Origin of the sequence: Dolichospermum sp. UHCC 0352 (assembly GCF_009711925.1) — a bacterium.
Classification (GTDB): domain Bacteria; phylum Cyanobacteriota; class Cyanobacteriia; order Cyanobacteriales; family Nostocaceae; genus Dolichospermum; species Dolichospermum lemmermannii.
This window is the reverse complement of record NZ_VIKY01000130.1, coordinates 1-23,408: the sequence shown is the minus strand read 5'-3', so window position 1 is coordinate 23,408 and position 23,408 is coordinate 1. Positions and strand designations below refer to the sequence as shown.

General features: G+C 36.4%; 18 protein-coding genes and 1 pseudogene. 6 read left to right on the top strand and 13 right to left on the bottom strand.

The window, feature by feature from the left end; all coding sequences use genetic code 11:
- Window positions 1-3 precede the first annotated feature (3 nt).
- Both FJR06_RS08845 and FJR06_RS08840 read left to right on the top strand, forming a co-directional pair.
- Window positions 4-393 carry a DUF4346 domain-containing protein gene (locus FJR06_RS08845; RefSeq protein ID WP_015083143.1) on the top strand — a complete coding sequence of 130 codons (390 nt, stop codon included), beginning with the start codon at window positions 4-6 and terminating at the stop codon, window positions 391-393.
- 315 nt (window positions 394-708) lie between these two features.
- The gene (locus FJR06_RS08840; protein ID WP_168651263.1) at window positions 709-4,644 is read left to right on the top strand and encodes a GAF domain-containing protein; all 3,936 of its coding nucleotides are present in this window, start codon (window positions 709-711) and stop codon (window positions 4,642-4,644) included.
- A 61-nt stretch (window positions 4,645-4,705) separates the two neighbouring features.
- Here FJR06_RS08840 and psb32 read toward each other — a convergent pair whose 3' ends face one another.
- Entirely contained in the window at window positions 4,706-5,449 is a 744-nt protein-coding gene (gene psb32 / locus FJR06_RS08835) for a photosystem II repair protein Psb32 (protein WP_168651262.1), read from the bottom strand.
- Window positions 5,450-5,795: 346 nt separating this feature from the next.
- On the opposite strand from psb32, the gene cysH reads away from it, so the two are divergent.
- The 3 genes from cysH (at window position 5,796) to sbcD (ending at window position 8,481) form a co-directional block, all read left to right on the top strand.
- Complete coding sequence (gene cysH / locus FJR06_RS08830; protein WP_015083140.1) at window positions 5,796-6,500, top strand: phosphoadenosine phosphosulfate reductase; 705 nt, start codon at window positions 5,796-5,798, stop codon at window positions 6,498-6,500.
- An 83-nt stretch (window positions 6,501-6,583) separates the two neighbouring features.
- Window positions 6,584-7,159, top strand: a complete 576-nt coding sequence (locus tag FJR06_RS08825; RefSeq protein ID WP_015083139.1) for a transposase — start codon at window positions 6,584-6,586, stop codon at window positions 7,157-7,159.
- A gap of 65 nt (window positions 7,160-7,224) precedes the next feature.
- Complete coding sequence (sbcD, locus tag FJR06_RS08820) at window positions 7,225-8,481, top strand: exonuclease subunit SbcD (protein WP_148764801.1); 1,257 nt, start codon at window positions 7,225-7,227, stop codon at window positions 8,479-8,481.
- Between the two features lie 17 nt (window positions 8,482-8,498).
- On the opposite strand, the gene FJR06_RS08815 is transcribed toward sbcD, so the two are convergent.
- The 7 genes from FJR06_RS08815 to FJR06_RS08785 all read right to left on the bottom strand — a co-directional run bounded on the left by FJR06_RS08815 (window position 8,499) and on the right by FJR06_RS08785 (window position 18,136).
- The gene (locus FJR06_RS08815) at window positions 8,499-8,990 is read right to left on the bottom strand and encodes a hypothetical protein (RefSeq protein WP_168651261.1); all 492 of its coding nucleotides are present in this window, start codon (window positions 8,988-8,990) and stop codon (window positions 8,499-8,501) included.
- A 255-nt stretch (window positions 8,991-9,245) separates the two neighbouring features.
- Window positions 9,246-9,551 (bottom strand): hypothetical protein, encoded by a 306-nt coding sequence (locus FJR06_RS08810; protein ID WP_148764797.1) that lies wholly within the window; start codon window positions 9,549-9,551, stop codon window positions 9,246-9,248.
- A gap of 430 nt (window positions 9,552-9,981) precedes the next feature.
- Entirely contained in the window at window positions 9,982-10,389 is a 408-nt protein-coding gene (locus FJR06_RS08805) for a hypothetical protein (RefSeq protein ID WP_168466272.1), read from the bottom strand.
- A gap of 37 nt (window positions 10,390-10,426) precedes the next feature.
- Window positions 10,427-10,687 (bottom strand): MoaD/ThiS family protein, encoded by a 261-nt coding sequence (locus FJR06_RS08800; RefSeq protein WP_168651260.1) that lies wholly within the window; start codon window positions 10,685-10,687, stop codon window positions 10,427-10,429.
- 21 nt (window positions 10,688-10,708) lie between these two features.
- Entirely contained in the window at window positions 10,709-13,498 is a 2,790-nt protein-coding gene (locus FJR06_RS08795) for an ABC transporter substrate-binding protein (RefSeq protein ID WP_168651259.1), read from the bottom strand.
- A 124-nt stretch (window positions 13,499-13,622) separates the two neighbouring features.
- Complete coding sequence (locus tag FJR06_RS08790; protein WP_168651258.1) at window positions 13,623-16,778, bottom strand: ABC transporter substrate-binding protein; 3,156 nt, start codon at window positions 16,776-16,778, stop codon at window positions 13,623-13,625.
- Between the two features lie 95 nt (window positions 16,779-16,873).
- On the bottom strand, window positions 16,874-18,136 hold the full coding sequence (locus FJR06_RS08785) for an ATP-binding protein (RefSeq protein ID WP_168651257.1): 1,263 nt from the start codon (window positions 18,134-18,136) through the stop codon (window positions 16,874-16,876).
- 84 nt (window positions 18,137-18,220) lie between these two features.
- Between FJR06_RS08785 and FJR06_RS08780 the strand changes: the two genes are divergently transcribed.
- The gene (locus FJR06_RS08780) at window positions 18,221-19,552 is read left to right on the top strand and encodes a Rieske 2Fe-2S domain-containing protein (protein WP_168651256.1); all 1,332 of its coding nucleotides are present in this window, start codon (window positions 18,221-18,223) and stop codon (window positions 19,550-19,552) included.
- An 82-nt stretch (window positions 19,553-19,634) separates the two neighbouring features.
- Here the strand turns inward: FJR06_RS08780 and FJR06_RS08775 are convergent, their stop codons facing one another.
- The 5 genes and pseudogenes from FJR06_RS08775 to FJR06_RS24305 all read right to left on the bottom strand — a co-directional run.
- Window positions 19,635-20,237 (bottom strand): J domain-containing protein, encoded by a 603-nt coding sequence (locus FJR06_RS08775; protein ID WP_168651255.1) that lies wholly within the window; start codon window positions 20,235-20,237, stop codon window positions 19,635-19,637.
- Between the two features lie 104 nt (window positions 20,238-20,341).
- Entirely contained in the window at window positions 20,342-20,935 is a 594-nt protein-coding gene (locus FJR06_RS08770) for an ATP-dependent Clp protease proteolytic subunit (protein WP_015083128.1), read from the bottom strand.
- A 136-nt stretch (window positions 20,936-21,071) separates the two neighbouring features.
- Window positions 21,072-21,734, bottom strand: a complete 663-nt coding sequence (locus FJR06_RS08765) for an ATP-dependent Clp protease proteolytic subunit (protein ID WP_168632844.1) — start codon at window positions 21,732-21,734, stop codon at window positions 21,072-21,074.
- A gap of 214 nt (window positions 21,735-21,948) precedes the next feature.
- Window positions 21,949-22,527 carry a Uma2 family endonuclease gene (locus FJR06_RS08760; RefSeq protein WP_168651254.1) on the bottom strand — a complete coding sequence of 193 codons (579 nt, stop codon included), beginning with the start codon at window positions 22,525-22,527 and terminating at the stop codon, window positions 21,949-21,951.
- Between the two features lie 126 nt (window positions 22,528-22,653).
- Window positions 22,654-23,295 (bottom strand): annotated as a pseudogene (locus tag FJR06_RS24305) (hypothetical protein); the annotation flags it as partial.
- Between the last annotated feature and the right edge of the window lie 113 nt (window positions 23,296-23,408).

Sequence of the window (23,408 nt, the reverse complement as noted above, 5' to 3'; positions counted from 1 at the left end):
ATAATGCATAAGGATTTACTACTTGAAGATTTGACAGCAATTGATCATAAACTTTCTCAGCGTTATATTGATCTTGACCCCAAGGGCTATTTTATTATCTACATAGATCAAAATGAAAGGTTAATTTATGCAAAGCACTTCACTAATGTCATTAATGAACGTGGTTTAGCAGTAGATCCGGAAACAGGTCAGGTGATTCCAGTTCGCGGTAAAGTGGAAAGAACTCACACTACGGTATTTAGTGGCCGTACAGCCAAGGAACTGTGTATTAAGATTTTTGAAGAAACTCCAGATTGTCTTGTAACCTTCTTAGACCATGCAGCTTATTTAGGTAGAGAATTTGTGCGGGCTGAAATGGCTTTAGTGTCAGGAAAAGAATACATTCAAGATTAGATACAATAGTAAAGACGGGGAATTAGTTACTAATTCCCACTTAGAGGATGTTTGAAAAGTGGTATTCCGTAATTTTCATCACATTGCTACCCCCCTTTCCCCTTGTAAAGGGGGGAAACAATAAAAATCCAGTTCCCTCCCCTTTACAAGGGGAGGGTTAGGGTGGGGTAAAAAATATTTGATACATCAACCATAACTTTTCAAACACCCTCTTACTTATGCTTCAAAAAAGAAAAAAATAATACATTTCTCCACTTTTTTCTGAAAAATTATTAAAACTAGAAAATCTTTTGAATTAAGTAATAAAATTACAACATGAAAGAATTATCACCTCATGATGAAACCGCCAGAATAGAGGCACTATTACAGTACAAGATTCTGGATACTGCACCGGAAGCTGCTTTTGATGATTTAACTCGTTTAGCAGCTTATATTTGTGGAACTCCCATAGCTTTAGTAAGTTTGATTGACACAAACCGGCAATGGTTTAAATCTAAAGTCGGTTTAGAGGCATTAGAAACACCTCGTGATATTGCTTTTTGTACTCACGCCATTTGCCAAAAAGATGTGTTCATTGTTCCTGATGCCACTCTTGACGACAGATTTGCTACCAATCCCTTAGTCACATCCGAGCCTAATATTCGATTTTATGCAGGTGTACCTCTAATTGATGCTGAGGGTTATGGTTTAGGAACGTTGTGCGTGATTGATAATGTGCCAAGGGAACTCACGGCTGAACAACTAGAGGCTTTGAAAATACTGGGTTGCCAAGTCATGAAACAGCTAGAACTACGACGCAATTTAGATAGCTTACTATTGGTAACTACTAAACATCAAAAACAAAAGAAAGCTAACAAACAACTTTTTGTGAAAATTGGCGGCTGGTTTGGCTTAACATCATCAATTTTAGTGATAATTGGGATATTTTCCTATCAAAATATTCAAGAAATTGTCAATATAAATAATCAGCAAAAACAGACATTAGCACAATATGAAAAAATCAATGAATTTAATCAAAAAGATCAAGAAATTCCTCAACAACAATCAATAAAATTAACTAATACTACACATAGTATGCTCCTTGGATTGGAGATTGCTATCAGTTTGTATGTCATAATTATGGCGATGATTTACTACCTTATTTATCGGGAAATCATTGCCCGCAAATGGGTAGAGGAATCTCTAAAAACAGAACGTAATTTCATTTCTAGTGTTCTAGATACAGCCAGCGTTTTAGTGATGGTTCTTGATGATAAAGGGCAAATTGTCCGCTTCAATCGAGCTTGCGAACAAAATACTGGTTACACCTGTGGAGAAGTTTTAGGGCGATGTTTTTGGCAGCTATTTTTAACCGAGAAAGATCAGCCATCAATTCAAGCTATTTTTGAGCAAATAAAATTAGATAAAAGACCAAGAGAATCCGAAACTTCTTGGATAACAAGAGATGGAAGACAACGATTAATTGATTGGTCAAATACTATTCTGCTGGATAGTCAAAACCAAATAGAATACATTGTTAGTACAGGGATAGATATTACTGAGCGCAAACAAAATGAACAATATCTCAGTTTCCAATATGCGGTAACTAATGCCTTAGCAGGAGCTATAAATATTCAGAATACCACCCATCGCACCTTAAAAGGAATTTGTCAAACATTGGCATGGGATTGGGGCGAAATTTGGGTTATGGATAAATCAGAAAATATTCTGCGTTGTTTAGATATTTGGTATGAATCAGGTTCAGAATTTAAACAGTTTGAAGAAATTACTAGAAAAATTACTTTTGCTCCAGGAATTGGTCTCCCTGGCCGAATTTTATCTAAATTTCAACCTATTTGGCTAACTGATATTTGTAATGATCAGAATTTTCTGCGAACAGATATTGCTACTCAAATAGGATTGAAAACAGCTTTTGGTTTTCCTATTCGTGGTGGTAATACAAACATTGGGGTCATGGTTTTCTTTAGTAAAAATATGCAGCTAGAAAATGCAGATCTACTGAAAAGGATGATGTCTATTGGCGACCAAATAGGTCAATTTATTAAGCGAAAACAAATAGAAGAAGAACTAAAGCAGCAAAATTTGCGATCACAATTATTAGCCGATATCACCCTAAAAATCCGCGACTCTTTACAAATTGACGACATCCTCCAAACTAGCGTTACCGAAGTTAAAAAGCTGCTAAAAGCTGATCGTGTCCTCATCTTAGAGTTAGAAGAAAATGGCAATTTAACTGCACGTAAAGAAGCATTGATTCCCGGTATCCCTGTTGTCATAGGAGAGCAGATTTTTGACCCTTGTTTTGTAGAAAAACACGCTCATAAATATGCTCAACAATGGATTACCAGTATTGATGATATAGAAAAAGCCAATATCCAACTTTGTCACCGACAATTACTGGAAAGATTTCACATCAAAGCCAACCTTGTGATTCCTATTTTTCTCGAAGATGAATTTTGGGGACTGTTGATTGCTCATCAATGTACTCAACCCCGTCATTGGAATACTTGGGAAAGAGAATTCTTGCGATCGCTTGCTGATCAAATCGGTATTGCCTTAGTCCAAGCTAAACTATTAGAATCAGAAATTATTCACCGTCAAGAACTAGAAATAGCTCGACAGGAAGCCGAATCAGCATTACAAGCCAAAAGTAGTTTTTTGGCCAATATGAGTCATGAAATCCGTACCCCAATGAACGGCGTTTTGGGCATGACCAGCTTACTATTAGAAACTCCCCTTAATCCAGAGCAACAAGATTTTTTGGAAACAGTGCGGACTAGTGGTGATGCTCTCTTATCCTTGATTAACGAAATTTTGGATTTATCCAAACTTGAAGCCGGGAAAATGATGCTAGAAACCCTAGATTTTAACCTATCTACCTGCATTCAAGAAGTTATAGAACTGTTAGCACCCCAAGCTCATGATAAAGGACTAGAAATAGCAGCATTAATTCCTGCCAATGTCCCAATTTATATCCAAGGAGATGCTAGTCGTCTGCGACAAGTTATCATGAATTTGATGGGTAATGGGATCAAGTTCACCAGCCAAGGAGAAGTAATTATTCAACTAGAATTAATTTCAGAAACCGATGATACAGCTACCATTCAATTTGCCATCATAGACACAGGTATTGGCATTACCACTGAAGATAAAAATAACCTTTTCCAACCCTTTACACAAGTTGATGCTTCTATTACCCGTAAATATGGCGGTACGGGTTTAGGACTAGCCATTTGCCAACAATTGGTAACTTTAATGGGTGGAAAAATTGGCCTCAACAGTGAAATTGGTAAAGGTTCTAAATTTTGGTTTAATTTATCTTTTACTAAACAGCCAGAGTCTGTTTCTCAAAATCAAGATTATCAAATTCTTAGTCAGCGACGGTTGTTAGTAGTAGATAACAATACTATCAATCGAGAAATTCTCCACCACCAAGCTATCAGTTGGGGAATGCACATAGATGAAGTTGATTCTGCTATTGCCGGACTTGCAGCTTTAGAAACAGCCGCAACACAGCAGATGCCCTATGATATTGCCATAATTGATATGCAAATGCCTGAGATAGATGGGTTGACTCTAGCAATACAAATTAGGAAAAATCCAGCTATTGCTAATGTCCCTTTAATTATGCTAACTTCTACTAATCAAAGAGATGAAATAAAAAAGGCATTAGATATAGGATTTATCAGTTATTTAGTCAAGCCGGTTAAGCCTACTCGACTGCTTGATACTATTATGAATATAGTAGGTTCTCAATCGAAAATAAATAATTCTCAGATTGCTATCAATGAAGAGTTGCAAGCAATAAGTAACAAGAATACATCCAAATTAAAGTTGCTGTTAGCAGAAGATAATCTAGTTAATCAAAAAGTCTTTCTCAAGCAACTTCAAAATCTAGGATATCAAGCAGATGCCGTAGCCAATGGTCAAGAAGTATTAGAATTATTAGATAAAATTCCCTATGACTTGATTTTCATGGATTGTCAAATGCCAATTCTCGATGGTTTGGCAGCCACAAAAGAAATTCGTCGTCGTCCAGTAAGTTCCTTTCCTAAACATCAACAACCTGTAGTAATTGCTATTACTGCTAATGCCATGAAAGAAGACCAAAAAATTTGTTTAGATGCTGGTATGGACGACTATTTAAGTAAACCAGTAGCTAAAGATAAATTAGCCGCAATGTTAGAACTTTGGAGTCAGAAAATTCTGAAAATACAGAAAATAATTATTCCTGAAGAAACAGTGTTTTAAATAAAAAATAGGAGTCAGGAATTGGAAAGAAAAAAATAACCAATTCCCTATTCCCTATTCCCTATTCCTCAGATTCCTGAGAGGGTGGTTTTTGAAACACTAAGTAAATGTAGTATGTAGCCATTGGGATGACAGTGGCCGCAATTAACAGCCCGACAACCCAAGCAGTAGCATTACCTTGATCTGTTTCTTCAGCTTTGGTAAAAGTTCCTTCTACTTGGACTGTTTCCTTGATCTCTGGCGGACCGGGATCTGGTTTACCGGATAAAACAGCCACCAAGCGATCGCTCACATCCAAAAATCCTTGGTTGTATTTATTACCACTACGTAATGCTGTACCCAATGTTTCTTCAGCCACGCTTTGGACGATAGAATCAGTTAACAGAGACTTAACCTGATCTCCACTAATTAAAGCAGTTCCATTAGTAACAGTATCAACAAGTAATAACACTTGATTAGCCTGTTCTGCTGCTGTTGGAAACCATTTACTAAATAGTCCCTTGGCAAAACTTTCCGGTGTTTCCCCATAGTCGAGGCGGTGAATAGTGACAATTCTAGCCTCGTTACCAGTTTCCTGAGCTAAATCCTGGAAAGTCTTACTAATCTGACCTTCATTCAATCGGCTAATCACATCACCTTGATCTAAAATCCAAGTATCTGCCGTTAAACTGGGTATTTGGTATACACCAGTAGCAGCAGCAGGTAAAATAAACAGTGAACTCGCCATCATCATTACCAATACAGGAAAAATGAGACGGACAAGGTATTTTGAGTTACTAAATAATTGCTTGAGTAACTGTTGCATGGGATGAATCCTTAAACAGACTTGCAATCAAAATACTACATAATTAGGTCAGTTGTCAGTTGTTAGTTGTTAGTTGTTAGTTGTCAGTTGTCAGTTGTCAGTTGTTGGTTGTTGGTTGGAAATATCTCCCCTGCAACCTACGCTCTGCCCTATTTCCTCAATCATCGGGGGGATACAGCACTTCCCGGTGTTATGAGGTACATATCTAGCGGGCAAGATGCCCGCACTACAAGAGTTTCATGATTCAACTTTGTACCTCATAAGAGCGGAAACCGCTGTATGTGACTTTATTAAGGTAAAATTAAATTTAATAAAAATAAAAAAATCTTTGTTTTAGAGAAAGATCATGACAACTTCTACCGCCTTTGACTTAGCATCACTAAATCAGCAATTTGAAACCGCAAGTCCTACAGAGATCTTAGCCTGGTCTGTGAAGAATATCCCCACAGGACTGGTACAAACTAGCGCCTTCAACGTAGATGATATTATCTTGACACATATTTTCTATAGCGTACTTCAGCATCCCGTTCCTGTAATTTTCCTGGATACCCTTTATCATTTCCCTCAAACCTTAGAATTAGTTGGTAAAGTCAAAGAAATCTATAACCTAGATTTACAAACGTATAAAACACCAGACGTGGATAGCCGTGAAGCCTTTGCTGCTAAATTCGGTGCAGCCCTCTGGGATACAGATATTGCTAAATTCCACGACATTACCAAAATCGAACCACTTTTACGGGGATTAGATGAACTCAATACTGTAGCTTGGATTACAGGTCGCCGTCGTGATCAGGCCGTTACTCGTGCTACCATGCCCGTATTAGAATTAGATGGTAAAGGCAGATTAAAAATCAACCCTCTAGCTAATTGGACTCGTAAACAAAGCTGGGCTTATGTAGCTGAACATAAAGTAATTTACAATCCTCTCCATGACGAAGGTTATCCTAGCATTGGCGACGAACCCATTACTACTAAAGTAGGTGAAGGTGAAGACGAACGCGCTGGACGTTGGAGAGGAAGCGAAAAAACTGAGTGTGGAATTCACATTTAATCTCTTAGATCCCTGACTTCTTAAAGAAGTCAGGGATCTGAAATTTCTGAACTCTCTGAAATAATGCGAATAAACATCCAATTATGGGACAAAGAAGGATTCCACTCCAAACTGGCAACTTTTATCATGTTTATAATCGCGGAAACAATCGCCAAATAATTTTCTTTGAACGTGAAAACTATATTTATTTTCTTCGACTGATCAGAGAACATCTAATTAAAAATTCAGTAGATATTATTGCATACTGTTTAATGCCTAATCATTATCATCTTCTAGTCTATCTGAGAGATGAAACCCTTTCTGATGCTATGAAATCTCTCTCACTTTCTTACACAAAAGCAATTAATAAACGTTTTAACCGTTCTGGAGTATTATTTCAGGGAAGGTTTCAAAGTATTCATATTTCACAAACTGACTATCTTGTTAACCTCTCTCAGTATATTCATCTCAATCCTGTGAAAGCATCACTGGTGAAGCAACCCGAAGAATGGGAGTTTTCCAGTTATTTAGAATATGCTGGATTAAGAAAAGGAACAATACCCAAGATAGAGTATATCAAAATGCAGATTGAGGAAGAATCAGTTTATCAGCAATTTTTAGCGGATCATAACTTACCTCATAGCAGTGACTTCAAAAAACTGCTACTAGATTTAGAATAGATCGAAGAATAGATCCCCGACTTCTCAAAGAAGTCGGGGATCTGAACCCCTACAACCAATAAACTATGAAAATTCTCCATCTTTCAGATATTCATATTGGTAGCGGTTTTTGCCACGGGCGCGTTAATCCAGCCACAGGTTTAAACACACGACTGGAGGATTTTGTGAAAACATTATCTTTGTGTATTGACCGAGCGATCGCCAATCATGTAGATTTAGTTTTATTTGGTGGTGATGCTTTCCCCAATGCCACACCTGCACCCTATGTTCAAGAAGCCTTTGCTAATCAATTTCGCCGACTAGTAGATGCAGATATCCCCACAGTCTTATTAGTGGGAAATCATGACCAACATTCCCAGGGTTTGGGAGGTGCGAGTTTAAATATTTATCGGACTTTGGGAGTACCAGGGTTTGTGGTTGGTGATACTTTAACAACTCATCGCATTTCTACCCGCAGCGGAGATGTGCAAATCATTACTCTTCCTTGGTTAACTCGTTCAACTTTGATGACTCGTCAAGAAACTCAAGGTTCTTCTTTAGCTGAAGTAAATCAACTCCTGACAGACCGTTTAGAGGTAGTTATCGAAGGAGAAATTCGCCGTCTTGACCCAGATTTACCCACTGTACTTTTAGCTCATTTAATGGCTGATAATGCCACTTTAGGTGCAGAACGTTTATTAGCAGTCGGGAAAGGTTTTACCTTACCTTTATCTTTATTAACTAGACCATGTTTTGATTATGTGGCTTTAGGTCATGTCCACAAACACCAAAATTTAAATAAATCTAATGACCCACCGGTAATTTATCCTGGAAGTATTGAACGGGTAGATTTTAGTGAAGAGAAGGAAGACAAAGGTTATGTGATGATAGATTTGGAAAAAGGGAAAGCAGATTGGGAATTTTGTCCTTTACCTGTGCGAACTTTTCGGACTATTGAGATAGATTTATCTAAGCAGGATGATCCACAAAAAGTATTATTAAAAGGAATTGCTAAATATGATATTCAAGATAATGTGGTGCGATTAATTTACAAATTGAAATCAGAACAATTGGATTTAATTGATAACTCTTCTCTTCACCAAGCTTTAAGTGTCGCGCACACTTACACTATACAAGCCGAATTAGTGAGTCAGTTAGCAAAACCCCGCATTCCTGAATTAAGCGCGAGTAGCAGTATTGACCCAATGTCAGCTTTAAAAACTTACTTAAATAATCGGGAAGATTTGAAAGAAATAATGCCATCTATGTTGGAAGCAGCACACAATTTATTAGCAGATGATGAGGGGATTTTGCTAGTACCCCAAGGAGGAATTAAAAATTAATAGGAGTCATAACTTTTCTACCTAATTAATCCATTTCGCCAACGGGTAATAGCTCGCAAATATGCGATAATGGGAATCTGATAAACTTCAATAAAAATCCACACAATAATTCCTAAGTGTGACAAAAAAGTTAGCACAGTCCAAATAAATGGAATCCATGAAAGCGGAACATGAGAATGAGGAGGAAAATAATAGGCTGTAATTCCTATTAAGGTAGTCGGTAAAATAATAAAAGCAATTGCGGACAAACCATAACCCCAACCTAATTCCACATTTCCTAATCGTGCTTGAGTCCACCTTAATCCATTCCAATTCCAAACTAAAGGTGGTTCTCTAGAAGGCATTTTAACTTGTTGTAATTCTAAGTTAACTGTAAATATTTCATTACAAAAATCACAACACATAGTTTCCATCATCAACATTTGCGAAATTTTACCCACGTGACATACTGGACATGGATAATCTTCGTGAAAGTTTAAAGATGTTGATAAAATTGAAGATTTTGCCATAATTAGGGCTTGCTTAATAAACCTAAAACCTTGATAAATAAATCAATGAATTGAGAAGGATAAAATGTGAATAATGTGCAAGGAATAAACTTTGAAACTATTCATTTAGCTATCACTTTCCCAGATTTGAGACTATTCTTATCTCCTTCTAATTCTTCTTCCTGACTCCTGACTCCTGACTCCTTCTAATAAAACAACCTAGTTTATTCATAAAACCAGGTTGAATTTGATATGATGAAAATATTGGAAATGTAATTAGTCTAGAAAACCCATCAAAAGTTCGGAGTCATCGAAGGTATTTGGCGCTATTGGCCGATTTCCGAAGACAGAATAGTTGTCAGAAACTACCAAGGCACTAGAACCAATGGGACGAATACCAGACAAGTTAATACTATCAACTACTTGGAATGTGTTTGCACCTATGGGACGAATCCCCATAGAGTTGAAGGTATCAACTACTTGTAATGTCCCGGTGGTAATGGGACGCATTCCAGCAACTATGATTGTTCCTTGAGAAGTTTCTTCAGTATTACTGATATTATCCTGATTATTTTCTGTCATTTTTATTTCTCCTTTGTATTAGATGACACTTATTCAAACTAAATCTTTGTTTGTTAAGTGAATTTTACAATAATTAAGGAAAGAAGTATTTTTTTCCTATATATTTAGAGTCTAACCTTAAACCAGCATATATCACAGGTTGAATCTGAGATTGATATATTTTTGGGCGTTGCATAATGGCGGTATGAATTTTGTTTCGCGCAAAGTCGCAAAGGAGCAAAGACGCAAAGTTTTAGATTTTGAGTTTTTAGTTTCATACCTCAATATGGCTATCGCCACGCAGGCTATCAGCAACGCCGATTTTTAATGGGGTTAGAATCTTGATTATATCAGCTAATGTACATTTATTTTGGTGCAGATAGGTTATGTCAAGATATAAAATTATTTTATATTTTCGATAAGATCATTACCATAATCAAAAATAATCCAATTAAAGAATTAAGTAACTCTGCCATTTTGATTGAGGATCTTGATGGGTTTTTTCTGGTATTAATAACCGCCAACTTTTACCTTCTTTTTGAATTTGTAGATAAACTTCAAAGGGTTTTTCAAGTTGTTTAAAACTGCGTTTTGGTAGTTTTACGGTAAAGTCGTAATTTCCCTGTACCCGATAAGCTGGTAAGTTTTCAATGGTGAGGGGTTGTTGTTGAGTAATAGATATGCGCTGAATATTAAATTGTTGGAAGTTTAAATCTAGCTGTTGGTTAAGTTGCTGTTGGGTTTGTTCCAGTTGCAGGGCGATCGCTTTTTGCACTAATTCCGGTGTTGGAGATAAGGCAATAGTAGTACAAGCTGTGAGGAAAACTATGAAAATTGTTGTAAAAATTAATTTAATCATCTTTAATTTCTTGTGAATGTATTTGCATATATCCTCATTAACCACCATTGACTGGAGGAATTAAAACCACCTCATCACCATTTTGGAGAATAGTATCTGGTGCAACAAATTGTAAATTCACGCCAAATCGGGTTATTTCTCGCCATTTGCTTAATTTTGGGTGTTCGGAAATTAGGCGATCGCACACCGCTTGAACTGGTGTACCATCAGGAAAATCCCACAATAATTCGTTTACACCATAAACCTCTTGATAAATCGCAAATAACTTTACAGTCACAGTAATTACAGAATCAGACATACAATTTTCTCATCACCTGATTTACTTATCGGAAATCATTGTAAATTTACCATTCTTAATATGCACTAGTACAGCCTTACCCTCACGTTCTCTTTCTGGTGTAAACTCAAGTTGAGAACCTGATGTTTTCTCACTAGGAAGATTAACATTTTGCAAGCTGTCTAATACTGTAGTTCTTGTCGAATTCCCAGATAGAGACTTAATAAAAGCCTGAGTAGCATCATAGCTAGTTGCTGTTGCCCAACTAATATCTACTCCCCACTGATTTCTTGCTTTTTGAGCGAAGGTTTTAGCTTCTGGTTGCTCTTCAAACCAGGGAACTGCCATTATTAAACCCTCTACATTTTTACCACCTCTCTCTAAAGTTGTTCTTTTATAAAGACTATCTCCACCTAACATCTTTAATTCTGGTATTTCCACTTTTTGGGTCTGATTTTGGGTCTTGAGTTGCTTATTTTTATTGGTAATCTCCTTAGCAATCTTAATAGCAATATCAGTAATTTGTGTATTTGGCAATAGTATGGCTGCTTGTGCTTTATCAATATCTACACTTTCAGCTACTTCTTTCTTTGCATCAAATGAACTGGAAGTTATATCAATCTTACGAACTACCTTACCTCCTAGTTTCTCAAAATGATTGGTAAATACCTCTCTGATACTATTACTATAAATATTCTGAGGATTTATAAACACAACTACTCTTTTCACTTTCAGGTTATTAAAAGCATATTCAGCCAGTGCTTTTCCCGCAGCTTTATCGGAATAAACAACTCTAAAAAAAACTGGATTCTGGAGTAACAAAATGGAGGTGCTGGTAGGAGATATAAGTGCTAATCCGGCTTTTTCATACTCTGGTAATGCCTCCTTGGTAGTATCACTAGAATTATGTCCTATTACTCCTAATATTGAATTATCTTTAACCAGTTGTTGAGCTATTTCTTGAGCTTGTTTTGGATCGTTGTTATCATTGGCAATAACTATTTCTAGTAGTCTACGTGCCAAACCGTTGTTTCTATTAAATTGATCCTGTGCTTGAGCTACTCCACGTAATACCCCTTCAGGACTTCGTACAACTACCGCTAAGGTAAGAGGAGAACCTGCCTTACGCGCCAGAGCATTGTTATAATAAATTACTACTTCTGGGTCATTTCTGTTTGCTTCTATGGCTTTTTTAAAGAAATCCGCAGCTTGTTGATAATTTTCTCTTTGGAAAGCCTGAATGCCTTGATCACGAAATGTATTAGTATTAATATTAGCAGGAAATAAGGTTCTTTCGCCTCTACTAATTCTACTATTATCTGCTACACAAAAAACTCCAAATTCTTTTTTTTCACCTACTGGACATGGCTGGGTAGATTTAACTAATAGAATACTAGAAATAATTAATGATAAGGTAGCTATTGCTGCTACAATAATCAGCTTAGGATTTTGTAAAGTAACTACTGGAGAATTTTTGGGACTGTTACTTAACGTCCTTATACCTCTTATATCTGTAGCTCTTATACAAGCAGCTAATGAATTATTTTCTGTTTTTTTGATTATTTTATGTTGAGATTGGACTTGATTTTCAACTATATTATTATTTTGATCACCGACTTCTGTTTTGGATGCTGGATGGTATAATTCTAGATGGTATGATTCTAGATCACTATGACTTTTTTTTTGATCAAAGTTTAACTGATCTAATTCGTGAATTTCTTCTCTTAGAGGGTGATGTTGTATAATCCAAAGACGAACTAATTCTATTTTAACTTTTATTTTCCCTGCTATTTCATCCAGAAACCCATTATCCTTCAATTCCTGCTCTGTTTCTGTAACTATTTCTGTAATTAACTTATTGTCCAGATTACGTGTTAATCTTGTTATTAATTGTAAATAATTTTCTGAAGTTTGTTGAGATTCTGCAATTGCAGAAAAAACAATTTTTTCTGGAATAGAAAATCCATCCCAAAACCAAGCTAAACCAGCTTCAGCTAATTCAATTACTTTATTTATAATATTTTCTACGTCTTCCTTATTAACTTGACAATTATCATTTTCTCGCGCTCTACTAAAAATAGCAAAACATACCACTTGGATAAAATAAGGATGTCCTGCTGATAGATTTAAAATGGTTTTGATGGCATTTTCTTCATACTCTAAAACATCTTTGGCTGGTTCAATAATCAGTTTTCTGGCATTACTTTCATCTAACAGTCCGATTTCTGTCACAGGTACATCACTAAATATCTGACTTATTTTCAGATTATTTAGTGATTTTTGTTCTATAAATAAAATGAAAAATAGTTTATTGTCACTGCTAATTGTTTGAGTAACAAATTCATTAAAAGAGTTTGATAATTTTGTGTTCTGGTGATTTAATAATACATCAAATTCATCCAGGGAAAAGACTATGTTTTTATTTCCTATTAATTGATACACCTGGGGCAAAAATTCATTTAAAAAAACTTGATGATCAGATTCTAGGTCTGTAATTTCAGGTAATTTTATATTCTCTTCATCTAAAAACAGGTCACTAACCACTTGTTGCGCTAAATCTGCTAAAATCTTGCCTAGTGGTTCTTGATAGTAATATTCTAAACTAAACGCAACAAAAACAAACTCATTCAAATCCTGCAATTTTTGAGGGATATTTTTCAGGACAGATGACTTACCAATACGTCTTTGCCCATAGCATACAATGATTTGTCGGTGCTGTTGAAGATGAGTGGTAATATAGGAAAACACATCCTCCCGTCCAAACAAAAGTTGTTGGTCAATGGGACGGCCAACAATATAAGGATTCCTTTGGTGCTTGGGAAAAGTAATCATCTTTTCATAATACCTCTGAAAAACCACTATTATAACACATTTTAAGTATTAATTTCATCAGTAGTCTTAGCCTTATTAGTAGTATTAATTTCATCATTAGTATTAATTTCATCAGTGAAACCTCTTATTTAATTTCTACAAATTTACCATCTTTAATTTGCACAAGAATAGATTCACCTTGACGTTCTCTTTCTTTTGTAAACTGGAGTGGATAACCTGATGTTTCACTACTATTAATCTTAACTTGTTTTAACTGTTCTAATACTGTAGTCCGTGATGGATTGTTAGATAAAGCTTTAATAAAAGCCTGAGTTGCATCATAGCTGGTCGCAGTCCGCCAACTAATACCTCCTCCCCACATTTTATCTGATGTTTGGGCAAAAGATTTAGCTTGTGATGTTTCTCTAAACCAGGGTATGACAATTATTAAACCCTCCACACCCTTGCCACCTGTAACTAAAGTTTCATTACTATAAAGAGTATCTCCACTTAGTATTTTTAGTTCTCGTATTGGCGAATTTTGGGGACTATTTCTGAGTCTTTCGTTCCTAGAGCTAATCTCCTTAGCAATGTTAATGGCAATACCAGTGCTTTGTGTATCTGGGAACAAGAAAGCTACTTCTACTTTATCACCATATACGCTTTTGGCTACTTCTTTCTCAGCATCAAATGTAGTAGCAGTTAAATCAATCATCGGTTTACGAATTACCTCACCCCCTAATTTTTCAAATTGATTTGTGAATATCTCTCTGATACTATTGCTATAGGGGCTATTCGGATTGGCAAAAATTACTGCTTTTTTTGATTGTAAATTCTTATAAGCATATTCAGCTAGTTTTTGACCTCCACTTGCATCAGAATAAACCGCTCTGAAGAAAACTGAGTTACTGAGTAAAACGCTAGTGCTGGTTGGGGAAATAATTGGTAATCCAGCTTGTTCATACTCTGGTAATGCCTCCTTGGTAGCATCACTAGAATTATGTCCAATTATTCCCAGTATTGAAGTATCTTTGACTAATTGTTGAGCTACTTGTTGAGCTTGTTTCTTGTTATCATCATTAGCAATGACAATTTCTAGTAGTCTACCTGTCAAGCCGTTGTTTCTATTAAATTGATCCTGTGCTTGCGCTACACCACGTAAAATTTCTTGAGAATCACTTGAATTTGTACCTATTGGTACGACTACTGCTAGGGTAAAAGGAGAACCTGCCTTACGAGCTAGGGCATTGTTATAATAAATTACTACTTCTGGGTCATTTCTGTTTGCCTGTATAGCTTGTTTAAATAAATCTGCTGCTTGTTCATAATTGCCTTTTTGGAAAGCCTGAAGACCTTGATCACGAAATCTATTAACAGTGGTAGGAAATAGGGTTCTTTCGCCTCTACTAATTCTACTATTATCTGCTACACAAAAAACTCCAAATTCTTTCTTTTCCCCTGCTGGACAAGTTTTGAAACCTGGAGAAATAACTAAACTCACAACTGCAATTGCGATACCAGTTACCCCCCACTTCAGCCAATTTATATTTGCTGTAGGAGTTTTCTTTTGCCAATTTATATTTGCTGTAGGAGTTTTCTTTTTAGGTGTTGTATCTTCTTTTTGAGGTGGTAGATTAGTGTTTGTCATAAGGGCATTAATTTCTTCTCGTCTTTCTCTAGCAAATTCGTTACTAGGATCAATTTCCAGCATTAACTCACACTGTTGTATTGCCTCAGTCCGTTTTCCATTAACTATCAACTTATGTATATATCTTTCTCTTGTGTTCAAAAGTCCGTTTTTGCTACGTTCTTGATCAATTTCGTAAGCTCTTGTGTAAACCTCTATAGCTTGGTCAAAATTGCCATTTGCTGAATATTCTTCAGCTATAGTCAATAAAGGCTCTAAAACATTATCTAAGCGATGATCATGATTAATAGCATAAAACGAATAAGCTCGGTTGTAAAGTTCACAGGCTTTATCGAGGTCTGAAATACTTAAACCTTCAATCTTTAAATATTCGGCGGCTAAAGATGTTACAGTTGTAAAGTTATTAGGATTAAATTTTAATGCTTGTTCATAAAGTTGCAATGCTGCTTGAGGTTGATGTACTGCTATTAAATGCAGACTCTCAACATCATTTATGTTAATGTTTTCTAGATTCCTAATTTCCTCTGCTAATGGATGTCTTCTGCATAATAACCGACGAACTAATTCTATTTTTACTTGACATTGTGTATCATCTAAAAATTCATATTCAACTAATTGTGTGTGCGCGTCTCTCAAATCTGGCGTTGACACTATGCCATATTTTTCTAATAGGGTTAGTGGTTGTTCAGGAATAGATTGATTTTCTGCAATAGCTATCTGTTGAGCTTCTGCTACTGCGGAAAGAATAACTTGTTGTTCGGGAGTCAATCCCTCCCAGAGATCTAAAGCACCGTGAGCCATTTCAAGTGCTGTATCTACAATACTTTCAACATTTCCATGAGTTATGATTAAAGCATTAGGTCCTGGGCTAATGTTATGGCGTTCTTTTGCTAGATTATAAAGAGCAAAGCAAATAACTTGAATAAAATAAGGATGTCCTCCGGATAAATGAAAAATAGCGTTTATTGCTTCTGGCTGATATGTTAAAGCTACTGTACCATCTTGAGTAATTATTTTTTCACTATGTCTTCTATCTAAAAAACTGATTTTATTATATAGTCCTTCACGCAATAAAGAAATCAATTGTGAGTTTGGTGCTAATCTTGAGATATTCCTACCTATAACTGGAATAATAAATAGTCCTTCGTGTAGTTCTCGTAATTGGATAATATGCCTGGCATTTGAGTCACTTAAAACATCAAATTCATCGCAAAGAAAAACTAATCTTTTATCACCTAGTTTTTCATAAATAGTTGGCAAAAATTGAATATAAAAAATATCAATATGAGATGTTATATAATCTGCTAAACTCGCTAGAAACTCATCAGTTATTTCTGTGGTTTCTAAGATTTTTCCTGCCATATAGTGTAAAATATTTTCAAGAGATGAATCTGCGTGATGTTGAAAATCAAAACTAATAACAATAAATTTATCTGAAATAGTTTCTGAAATCCTGTGATGAATTTGTCCAAGTATCGAGGTTTTGCCAACTCGTCGTTGTCCGTAAAATAAAGTTAGTTGGACATTTTGTGCTAGATTATCATTAATGAAACTGAATATATCTTCACGTCCAAATAACGTTTCATTTCTAAACAGTGGGCGACCTATTATATAAGGGTTTTTTGGTAGTTCTGGCGGTTTGCTTGTAGTCATATTTTATGCTCTCACTATTTATAAACTTGAATTGAGATTAATCACTTTTTATAAACGTAATAGAGAAGTTATAGTCAACTTCTCTATTAAGAAATCTATTTAGGAAAGAAGGGTAACACCTTACTAATCCAATCTAACAAAGTTTGAACTGTATCAGGATTATTTTTTACCCAGCTAATAAACCCTCCTACTTGTTTCATTTGTCCATGACTAATCAGATTGAGAAATTCTTTTTCTCTATCTCTAATTAGATTATCTGAAGTATTCAAAATTTCCTCTGTAACCCATTTTTTTATCAGTGATAAGGTGAAAGAGTAAAATTTTCCTGTTTCTGTAGAACTGGAAATAATAACACCCCTATCTTCTAATTCACCTAACCAGCGTCTATGTTGGCTAAGAATACGTCCTATACCATTCAAATTAAACTTTTTATCTGCTATATGACCATCTACATCTAACAAGGCTATCAGCATCAATAAAGCCTGTTCTGTAGGATTACACCTTGTCCAAATAGTTTGGAAAATATGTTGTGTATCTCTTTCAAAATCCCTAGCAAATGTCTTAATATCAGGCGTATTACCGGGTTGTATCTGTCCCCATAGCAAGAAACCAGCAGTTTGTACTAAAGTCGGATGTCCACCTGTAATATTGATAATTTCACCACGTAATGTTGGGGGTCTAATAATATTCAAGACTTGAACTAATTCGCCAGTAGTAAATAGTTTCAAAGATTGAAATAAGTAGTGATTGTACCAGGGAGAAGCTTTGGGATTAAGTGGAGGTCCAGGTTTACTCAGGGGTTCAAGTGAAGTAACAATCATTGATAAGTATTGAGCTTCTTCTGCGTGAACAGCCAAGCTACGACACTGGGCTAAAAATGTTCCCATTTCCGCTTCTGTGTATTGATCATTGCTGACTAAAGCTACATCAAAATCATCTACCAACAACAATAAGAATTTACCTTTTCTGCCTAATCTCCGTATTGCTTGACGTAAACTATCATTAGTAACTGTTCTTTCCAGTGAGGGTTTAATTTCCGCTTGTAATTGTGGTTCACTGTCTAATTGATCACATAGCAAGGTTAAGGCTTCGCGCCAAAAACCAGCAGGAGTGAAGGGAATGATATTTTGGCAATTGAGTAATACAATTACAGCCTTAGATGTGTCTATGCCGTGTTCTTGCAATGTTTGTTCAGAAGCAAGTTTCCGCAAAAATGAGGTTTTACCCATTCCAGGTCCACCCCAAATAGCACAATGACTACGGTTAGAGATTTGGTCACAAGCAAAGTTAATTTCTGATGTGCGGCTGACAAAATGTTCTGGAGCAACTGGTTTACCTGGAAAAAAGGGATTGGCCATGGTGAATTTGAATAGTTCGATAAATTAAAATTATAATGACAGTATATCATCAGTAGTGTACTTGTCTTATCTCTAAAAAGCAATATGCAATCTGCATTTAACTTTTTTCAACACTGGTATCCACTTATTCCCCTAGAAGACTTAGAACCGCAAAAACCTAAACCCATCACCTTATTAGGAAAAAGATTAGTAATTTGGAAACCTACTAAATCAGAAACCTATCGAGTATTTTTAGATCAATGTCCCCACCGTCTCGCACCATTAAGCGAAGGTAGAATAGAAACTAAAACAGGTAACTTAATGTGTAGTTATCATGGTTGGGAATTTAATGAAAATGGTATTTGTCAGCGTGTTCCCCAAGCAGAAAACCCAGAAATTATTGCCAAAAATCAAGGAAATTTTTGTGTTATTTCCTTTCCTGTGCGTCAACAACAGGATATACTTTGGGTTTGGCCAGATGAGAAAACAGCCACAATAGCTGAACATACACCTTTACCTTTATCACCCCAAATAGATGCAGAAAAAGGATTTGTGTGGTCGAATTATGTTCGTGATTTGGAATACGATTGGCAAACATTAATAGAAAATGTTGCAGATCCTAGTCATGTCCCTTTTGCTCATCATGGAGTCCAAGGTAATAGAGACAAAGCTCAACCTATACCTATTAACATAGTTAAATCAACCATGGATTTAATTGAAGTAGATATTGCGAGAGGTTTACCCACAACAATTACATTTGAACCACCTTGTAGATTAGAATATGCAATTAGTCTTGGTAATACTGGCAAAAAATTAGGTTTACTGGTGTATGCTATTCCTGTATCTCCTGGTAAATCAAGAATAGTTGCTCAATTTTCCCGCAATTTTGCTAAGACTTTACATCGCTTTATTCCTCGTTGGTGGAATCATATTCATGAAAGAAATCTAGTATTAGATGGGGATATGATGCTACTAAATCAGCAAGAGTATTTATTGCAGAAGAAACAATTACATGAAAGTTGGAAAACTGCTTATAAGTTACCAACAAATGCTGATAAATTAGTAATTGAATTTCGTAATTGGTTTGATAAATATTGTCAGGGTAAATTGCCTTGGCATGAAGTAGGAATTAATGTGAGTGAACCTACACCTATTAATGATAATCATGGGGAAATGTTGGATAGATATAAACAACATACCCAGCATTGTAGTAGTTGTCGAACCGCAGTTAAAAATCTAGAAAGGTTGCAAATAGGACTTTTAGTATATTTTGTAATTGTTATATCTGGGGTAGCTGTATTACCAGATCATTGGCGGTTACAGCTAGGTTTGCCACTGCTAATTACTGCACTTTTAGGTTTAGGTGCTTACAGTTGGTTGAAATTTTCGCTCATTCCTAAATTCTACTTTGTAGATTACATCCACGCAGAGAAATAAACAATTAAAAAATCAAGAATGAATCAATAATAAACTCTTACCAATCACCAATCACCCATTACCCATTACCCATTACCCATTACTAAAGCTTCAATTCCAAACGTTGAAAATCTTGCTGAATTTCAGACCATAAAGTTTTATTGTACGGGTCAGTTTTTAAGGCTTTTTTCAGATAAATTCTGGCTTTTGGGAGTTGTTTTTGCGTAATTAAAGCTCTTCCCCAGATTTGATAAGCGATCGCTAACCATTGACGCACCTCCGCATCCCCTGGTAAACGCGCCATTAAAGCCTCTGCTAAAGCGATCGCCTGGGGAAAACGTCTTTCCTGTAAAAATCGCTGTAACTGCTCATAAGTCTTCCACTTTAACCGTTGTTCTATATCCTCTAAATTGGGTGGATGAGATATAACCGTTGCTTTCGGTGCTGCTGGTTGAGTTTGCACTTCTCTAGCACTAGAAACATCAGTTTTCACATTAGTCCGAGACTTAATTTCCTCCGGTGGTAAAACAGTTTGGAGAAACTTATAAGCCTCAGTCACCGCAATAAATTTGTCTTTCGCTTTGAGATCATTTGGGTTGATATCAGGATGATATTGCTGAACCAATCGGCGATAGGACGCTTTCACATCAGCAAAAGAAACTCCCGACCTTAAACCCAATATCCGATAATAATCTTCAAGATCCATGTTGCTTCATTTGACTTAAATTCAAAATTCAAAACTAAAAATTCAAAATGAGTAATTCATACTTTTGAATTTTACATCTTGAATTTTGAATTATTTTCCCCTATTTAAATACGTTCTTCAATCACACGATCAATTAAACCGTATTCCTTAGCCTCTTGAGCAGACATAAAAAAGTCACGATCCATGTCTTTTTCAATCTTGCTTAAAGGTTGAGTAGTATTATCAGCATAAATTTGATTTAACTGACTCCGAATTCGCAGAATTTCTCTAGCTTCGATTTCGATATCAGAAGCTTGTCCGCGAGTTCCCCCAGAAGGTTGGTGAATCATAATCCGGGAGTGAGGTAAGGCCATGCGTTTACCCTTTGTCCCCGCAGCCAACAGGAAAGATCCCATAGAAGCAGCCAAACCGACACAGATTGTCACCACATCAGACTTAATGTGTTGCATGGTGTCATAAATTGCCAAACCAGATGTCACCATCCCACCGGGGGAATTGATATATAAATAAATATCCTTCCCAGGATCATCGGAATCCAGATACAGCATGACAGCAATAATTTGGTTAGCAATTTCGTCATCCACATCTCTTCCCAAGAAAATAATTCTCTCCCGATAAAGACGGTCATAAATGCTAATCCAATCTGTATATTGTCCACCGGGCATCCGGTAAGGAACTTTAGGCACGCCTATAGGCATTTGCGGTACTCCGTTTGTAATTAGTCAGTTGTTAGTTGTCAGTGGTCAGTGGTTAGTGGTCAGTGGTCAGTGGTTAGTGGTCAGATGAAGCTATATCTTCTTACCAATTACCAATCACCAATCACCAATTACCTATTTAAAGCACACTTACAGGGAGTGGGAGATTAGCGAGTTCTTCCTTCCTAAAAACCCTGTCAATCAAACCATACTCCTTAGCTTGGTCGGGAGTCATGTAGAAAAGACGATCCATGTCCTTGCTAATTTTCGCCATGTCTTGTTCAGTCGTCCGGGCTAGAATTTCCAGCATTGAAGCTTTATTTGCCAAAACTTCCTTAGCACGAATTTGAATATCCGTCGCCTGTCCTTGGGCGTAGCTTTTCGGCTGATGCAGGATAATGGAAGAATTGGGCAAACTAGCACGACAGCCTTTTGTCCCAGCACTAAGAATCATCGCAGCCATACCCATAGCCGAACCAATACAAATGGTGTGGATAGGAGGCTTGATATATTTCATAGTGTCATAGATAGCGAAGGCTTCGGTTTCAAAACCGATAGGTTCGCCACTGTAACCAGAAGTACCTGTAGAGTTGATGTAGATTTTAATTGGTTTTTCGGGATCATCGGACTGCAAATACAGCAATTGAGCGACGATTAATTCCGTAACAGACGGAACAAGTGGCATACCCAGATACACAATCCGTTCCTTTAATAGTAGGGACGGTAAATCTGGCGGCGGTGTCCGGTAGGAACTATCGCCGGAATAGGGGGCTTGCACAGCCTTGAGGTGAGAAATATCCATAGCAACTAATCGCCTGAAACTATGCCGTTAATGTATTACATCCTAACGCGATGCTCACCCAATTTAGGGTGTGGATTTCTCCCTGATAGTGAAAAAAGCTAAATTTTAAAATATTTGGGTCTTGAGTCCCAATTATGCCAAGTACAGCAGAACCTAGGGGCGCAGGGTCTGCGCCCTCAATTGTATGGCATCTGACCAATAACCGCTATATGTTTCATGAAAAAATCGGTTGCAAATCTAAAATAAATCCTGGTAATACATTTTCTCCAGATAAATTTGCAGGAGATTGTAAAACTTCTATTTCTTGATTTGGGCGATAAATTTCTACTTGTTTATCTTTAGGATTAATTAACCAACCTAACCGCAAACCATTGGCAATATATTCCCGCATTTTGGCTTGAGTATCTGCTAAATCATCGCTTTCAGAAACCAACTCAATCACAAAATCAGGACATAAAGGCAGAAACCTTTTTCTTTGTTCTGGTGTGAGTGCATTCCATCTTTCTATTTTTATCCAAGACACATCAGGGGAACGGGTAGCGCCATTAGGTAATTTAAAACCTGTAGAAGAATCAAAAGCCTTTCCTAACCCATTTTGGCGATTCCAAAACCAAACTTGTCCACCTAATTCTAGGTTTCTATCTCCCGTTTCTCCTCCTGTTGGTGACATAATACTTAATTCTCCTTGAGCCGATAATTCTAAACGTAAATCTTTATTAGCAGCGACCATTTCCACAAATTTATCATCTGTGAATTTTAGTGATTGTGGTATTTGTAAAATTACAGCAGTCATGATTCATACCTCTTAATTAATCTCCATTTATTCCTCGTTCCCAGTCTCCGACTGGGAATGCTTTCCGGGAGGTTCTACCTCCCATTTTAACGATATTTTCAGAACAGGGTGGTTAGAAAATACGTTTTAACTTAAACCTAAAAAACCAGAAATTATCGGCAATAATTTACCGCATTCTTCAACCAATTTTGCCGCAGTTGGTAAGTTGCTAACAACTCCTTTTAACATTGTAATTGCTGTATCTGCTAAATCCTGTTTTTCTTGAGGATTTTGGGCGGCTTCTGCTAAAGCTTTGACTTGTTTTAGTGCCTTTTCTTTGTCTTTAGGTTTTAAATCAGTATCAGCTTCAATTGCTGTTTTTAATTGTGTCAATAATTCCTTAATTCCTGGTTTATCGGGTTCAGGTCCAGATGGTAATTCATTAATCGTATTTGTGACTGTACCACTGATTTCACCTAGATTCAAAGCTTGTCCACTGGCGTTAAAATCTCCGCCGATACTGCCAATTTCAACTTTACGGCTAGAATCGTTAGTCATGTTTTTATTCTCCACTTTGTTATCAACTTGAACATTTATAGGTTTATTAGCTAATAGTTTAACAATTTCTGTCATCTCTGCACTTTGTTGGCGATAAATAACTATTTCATTATCTTTAGCTTGTAATTGTGCTTTATATTTTTCTTCAACTGCTGCTAATGCTAATTGATAATTTTGAGTAAAATCGCGGTGAATCTTTTCTTTATCAGCATTATCAGGAACGGCAACTTTAGAGGTTGTTTGAAAAGTATTAGATGAAACCGATAATCTCCAGAAACCTAACCCCCCTTCCCCCCTTCCCTACAAGGGAATGGGGGTTTCAAAGCCTCTCCCCGCGTCGGGGA

Excerpts from the sequence above, each read along its gene's own strand:
- FJR06_RS08780 (WP_168651256.1), top strand. The coding sequence starts at position 18,221 with ATGCAATCTGCATTTAACTTTTTTCAACACTGGTATCCACTTATTCCC.
- sbcD (WP_148764801.1), top strand. The coding sequence starts at position 7,225 with ATGAAAATTCTCCATCTTTCAGATATTCATATTGGTAGCGGTTTTTGC.
- FJR06_RS08840 (WP_168651263.1), top strand. The coding sequence starts at position 709 with ATGAAAGAATTATCACCTCATGATGAAACCGCCAGAATAGAGGCACTA.
- FJR06_RS08765 (WP_168632844.1), bottom strand. The coding sequence starts at position 21,734 with ATGGATATTTCTCACCTCAAGGCTGTGCAAGCCCCCTATTCCGGCGAT.
- FJR06_RS08805 (WP_168466272.1), bottom strand. The coding sequence starts at position 10,389 with ATGATTAAATTAATTTTTACAACAATTTTCATAGTTTTCCTCACAGCT.
- FJR06_RS08785 (WP_168651257.1), bottom strand. The coding sequence starts at position 18,136 with ATGGCCAATCCCTTTTTTCCAGGTAAACCAGTTGCTCCAGAACATTTT.
- FJR06_RS08795 (WP_168651259.1), bottom strand. The coding sequence starts at position 13,498 with ATGATTACTTTTCCCAAGCACCAAAGGAATCCTTATATTGTTGGCCGT.
- cysH (WP_015083140.1), top strand. The coding sequence starts at position 5,796 with ATGACAACTTCTACCGCCTTTGACTTAGCATCACTAAATCAGCAATTT.
- FJR06_RS08825 (WP_015083139.1), top strand. The coding sequence starts at position 6,584 with ATGGGACAAAGAAGGATTCCACTCCAAACTGGCAACTTTTATCATGTT.
- FJR06_RS08815 (WP_168651261.1), bottom strand. The coding sequence starts at position 8,990 with ATGGCAAAATCTTCAATTTTATCAACATCTTTAAACTTTCACGAAGAT.
- FJR06_RS08800 (WP_168651260.1), bottom strand. The coding sequence starts at position 10,687 with ATGTCTGATTCTGTAATTACTGTGACTGTAAAGTTATTTGCGATTTAT.
- FJR06_RS08775 (WP_168651255.1), bottom strand. The coding sequence starts at position 20,237 with ATGGATCTTGAAGATTATTATCGGATATTGGGTTTAAGGTCGGGAGTT.
- FJR06_RS08810 (WP_148764797.1), bottom strand. The coding sequence starts at position 9,551 with ATGACAGAAAATAATCAGGATAATATCAGTAATACTGAAGAAACTTCT.
- psb32 (WP_168651262.1), bottom strand. The coding sequence starts at position 5,449 with ATGCAACAGTTACTCAAGCAATTATTTAGTAACTCAAAATACCTTGTC.
- FJR06_RS08790 (WP_168651258.1), bottom strand. The coding sequence starts at position 16,778 with ATGACTACAAGCAAACCGCCAGAACTACCAAAAAACCCTTATATAATA.
- FJR06_RS08845 (WP_015083143.1), top strand. The coding sequence starts at position 4 with ATGCATAAGGATTTACTACTTGAAGATTTGACAGCAATTGATCATAAA.
- FJR06_RS08770 (WP_015083128.1), bottom strand. The coding sequence starts at position 20,935 with ATGCCTATAGGCGTGCCTAAAGTTCCTTACCGGATGCCCGGTGGACAA.
- FJR06_RS08760 (WP_168651254.1), bottom strand. The coding sequence starts at position 22,527 with ATGACTGCTGTAATTTTACAAATACCACAATCACTAAAATTCACAGAT.